The following is a 3,593-nucleotide window of genomic DNA, read 5'->3' on the forward strand; positions in this document are numbered from 1 at the left end:
ATCGATCTTCACCAGCTCGGCGGCGGCGCGTGCCTGCTCGAAGCTTTCGGCCACCACCAGGGCGACGGCCTGATGATAATGCTCGATCTCGGGGCCGCCGAGCAGCGTGGCGTTGTTGCGCTCGCCCTTGTTCAGGTCGGGCGCCGTGTCGGCGGTGACGATGGTGACCACGCCGGGCGCGGCCCTTGCCTGGGACAGGTCCATGGAGACGATGCGCCCCTTGGCGATGGCCGCGCCGACGATCTGCCCGTAGGCTAGATCGGCGACCTCGGCGTGCCATTCGTAGGCGTAGGTGGCAGTGCCGGTGGTCTTCAGCGGGCCGTCGATGCGATCGAGCGGCTGGCCGACCACGCGCTGGCGGTCGATGGGGTTGGTGCCTTCGGCGGTTTCGAATTTCATGCGCCGGCCCTCGCTTGCGCCAGTACGGCGCCTAAGGTGCGTTGGACCAGGGTGAGTTTGAAGGCGTTGTGCGGCGTGGGCCGGGCATTGGCGAGCAGCCGTTCGGCGACGGCCTCGGCACCGCGGGGCAGTTCGGCTTCCGCAGCCTCGACGCGCCAGGGTTTGTGGGCGACGCCGCCAAGGGCGATGCGACCGTTGCCGTCCGGCTGGATCACCGCTGCCACCGAGACCAGGGCGAAAGCGTAGGAAGAGCGGTCGCGAACCTTGTNNGTAAACATGCCGGCCGCCGAGCGGCTTCGGTAGGGTCACTGCGGTGATCAGCTCGCCTGGGGCCAGCACATGCTCGATGTGCGGCGTGTCGCCAGGCAGGCGATGCAGCTCGGCGATGGGAATGCGGCGCACCTGGCCGTCGGGCTGGACGGTTTCCACAATGGCGTCGAGCAGGCGCATGGCGATCGCCATGTCGCTGGGGTGGGTAGCGATGCAGGCGTCGCTGCTGCCGAGCACCGCGTGTTGGCGGCTGATGCCTTCGCGTGCTGCGCAGCCGGAGCCAGGCTGGCGCTTGTTGCACGGCAGGTTGGTGTCGTAGAAGTAAGGGCAGCGCGTGCGTTGCAGCAGATTGCCGGCCGTGGTGGCCTTGTTGCGCAACTGGCCGGAAGCCCCGGCAAGCAGGGCGCGGGCCAGCACGGCGTAGTCGCGACGAATGCGGCTGTCGGCGGCCAGGTCGGTGTTGCTCACCAGCGCGCCGATGCGCATGCCGCCATCGTCCGTCGGCTCGATGCGGTCCAGCCCGAGGCCGTTGACATCGATCAGGTGCAACGGCGTCTCGATCTCGAGCTTCATCAAATCCAGCAGGTTGGTGCCGCCAGCGATGAACTTGGCGCCGGGCATGCGCGCCGCCGATGCTGCGGCCTCGGCTGGCGTGCCTGCGCGTTCGTAGGAAAAGGGTTTCATCCGCGTTCTCCCGCGACTTCGTCGATTGCTTCGATGATGTTGGAGTAGGCGCCGCAGCGGCAGATGTTGCCGCNNNGCCACGGCCGAGCAGATCTGCCCGGGCGTACAGTAACCGCACTGGTAGCCGTCATGCTTGATGAATGCAGCCTGCATCGGGTGCAGGTGCTCGGGCGTGCCAAGCCCCTCGATGGTGGTGATCTCGGCGCCCTGGTGCATCACTGCCAGGGTCAGGCAGCTGTTGATGCGGCGGCCGTCGAGGATGATGGTGCAGGCGCCGCACTGGCCGTGGTCGCAGCCTTTCTTGCTGCCGGTGAGGTGCAGGTGCTCACGCAGTGCATCGAGCAGCGAGGTGCGGTTGTCCAGTTCAAGTTCGTGAGGTTGGCCATTGACCGTGAAGCCCACCTTGGACTTCTGCACTGCGCGTACGGGGCGCAGTTCGCTGACTTCGGCAGCGCTCAGGCTCGCGACCGGGGCGCTGCCCAGTACCAGCAGGCTGCGGCTCAGCGACAGGACGTCGCGTCTTGAATAGCCATGGCTATTGGCGGAATCACTCATGCGTGTCTCCTTCGCTTGGCAGGTGGGCGATGCGCGATCGCCGCCAGGAGTGCGGTGTCTAGATTCCGACTGTGTCGGCGCCGCACAAGTTGCAATAACCTGTACGGGCCGCTGAGGCTGGGCTGGAGAGGGCGGTACGCGCCGCAAAAGGAGGGGGGGACCGTTCTGGTCCCATGGTGTAAGGCAGGCTTGGTCTTCGCCGGTCAGTCGCCCGAGGGTTGCAGTGCTGCGAGGATCTGCAGGGCGAGGCGCACGCGTTCGGCATTGGGGTAGTTGCGATTGGCGAGTATCACAACGCCGGTATCACGCGCCGGCAGCAACACAATGTAGGCCCCGAAGCCGTTGGTCGAGCCGGTCTTATTCAGCAGCAGGTCGCCCTCGGCTGGTTTCGGCACGCTGAAGCGTTCTACGGGCTGGGGTTGCAGTGCCATGTCGGCGGAGTTGCCGGCCTGCAGTTTCTCCAGACTGATGGGGTAGGTGTAGCGCTCCCAGCCCAGGGCCTGCGTCATGTCGCCGACCTGATAGTAGCCGCGATGAGTGGCGCTGATGGCCTGGCGTAGCGGTGCCGGCAACTGGTCTGGATGCAGGTTGGCGTCGATAAAATGCAGCATATCGGCGGCGCTGGACTTCAATCCGTAGGCCTCGGCGTCCAGCGCCCCGGGATTTACCCGCACGGCCTTGTCGTCGCGGTAGCCCCAGGCATAACGGTGCATGTCCTCGGCCGGTATCTTCACGTGGCCCTCCTGCATGCCCAACTGCGGCAGCAGGTCCTGCTCCATCAACTGCTGAAATGGCTCGGCCAGGCTGGCCGCCGCCAGGTGGCCGAATAGACCGATGCTGGGGTTGGAATACAACCGTTGCGTGCCCGGCGCATACACCGCCTGCCAGTTGCGGTAGTAATCGAGCATCGTCGTATCGTCGCTGACCGCGTCCGGAAACTGCAATGGCAGGCCGCCGGCCGTGTAAGTGGCCAGATCCAGCAGGCTGATGTGATCGAAGGCGCTGCCTTGCAGGGCCAGCAGGTATTGGCTGGCATTGTCGCTGAGGTTCAGCGTACCGCGCGCTTCAGCGTATGCGCCGAGGGTGGCAGTGAACAACTTGCTGACCGAGCCCAGTTCGAACAGGGTGTGGCGATCCACGGCCTGGCCGCTTTCGCGCGATGCGACGCCGTACTCGAAGAAATGTGATTGCCCCTTGTGGCTGATGGCAATGGCCATGCCGGGGATGGCATAGGCCTGCATCATCGACTTCGCGGCGGTGTCCACCTGTTGTTCCAGTGAAGGTGATGCTGACGCCTGGCTGGCGGCTAGCAGAGCCAGGGTGGCAAACAGGGAGCGGTAAAGGTGGCGCATGCCGAGTTCCTTTCTTGGCGGGGCGGTGTATGTCCGCTCGGCTGGCGAGTGCGGTGGCAAATGTATGGCTTGGGCCGGCTCTCCGAACAAAGGTTCAGGGCCTGACACCCTGTTCGCGCAAGCGTTTGTACAGGGTATTTCGGCTCAGGCCAAGATGACGGGCGAGGTAGGAGATATTACCGCCGCAGGCCTGGTACTGGCTGGCAAGATCGCCACTATTCGGCTCGGGATGCACTGGCAAGCTGGTGTCGGTTGGCAGGTCGAGGAAGAAATCATCCGGCAGGTGCTCGGCACGGATGGGCTGGTCTTCGGCCATGGCCAGTGCAACGCGCA

Annotated in this window: 2 protein-coding genes and 3 pseudogenes; all 5 read right to left on the minus strand. The window is 65.2% G+C overall.

Going from position 1 to position 3,593, the window contains the following annotated elements; genetic code table 11:
• Positions 1–399: pseudogene (locus B3P22_RS22140) on the minus strand (xanthine dehydrogenase family protein molybdopterin-binding subunit); the annotation flags it as partial.
• A pseudogene (locus B3P22_RS22145) lies at positions 396–1,353 on the minus strand (FAD binding domain-containing protein). The pseudogenes B3P22_RS22140 and B3P22_RS22145, both read right to left, overlap by 4 nt.
• Positions 1,350–1,908 (minus strand): annotated as a pseudogene (locus B3P22_RS22150) (2Fe-2S iron-sulfur cluster-binding protein). The pseudogenes B3P22_RS22145 and B3P22_RS22150 overlap by 4 nt, the downstream one beginning before the upstream one ends.
• A 203-nt stretch (positions 1,909–2,111) precedes the next feature.
• Complete coding sequence (gene blaPRC, locus B3P22_RS22155) at positions 2,112–3,260, minus strand: PRC family class C beta-lactamase (protein WP_296272544.1); 1,149 nt, start codon at positions 3,258–3,260, stop codon at positions 2,112–2,114.
• 94 nt (positions 3,261–3,354) lie between these two features.
• On the minus strand, positions 3,355–3,593 hold a 239-nt coding region (locus B3P22_RS22160), incomplete at its 5' end, for a helix-turn-helix domain-containing protein (RefSeq protein WP_296272545.1).

It is taken from the genome of Pseudomonas sp. UBA6323 (assembly GCF_002439135.1).
Classification (GTDB): Bacteria; Pseudomonadota; Gammaproteobacteria; order Pseudomonadales; family Pseudomonadaceae; genus Aquipseudomonas.

Excerpts from the sequence above, each read along its gene's own strand:
- blaPRC (WP_296272544.1), bottom strand. The coding sequence starts at position 3,260 with ATGCGCCACCTTTACCGCTCCCTGTTTGCCACCCTGGCTCTGCTAGCC.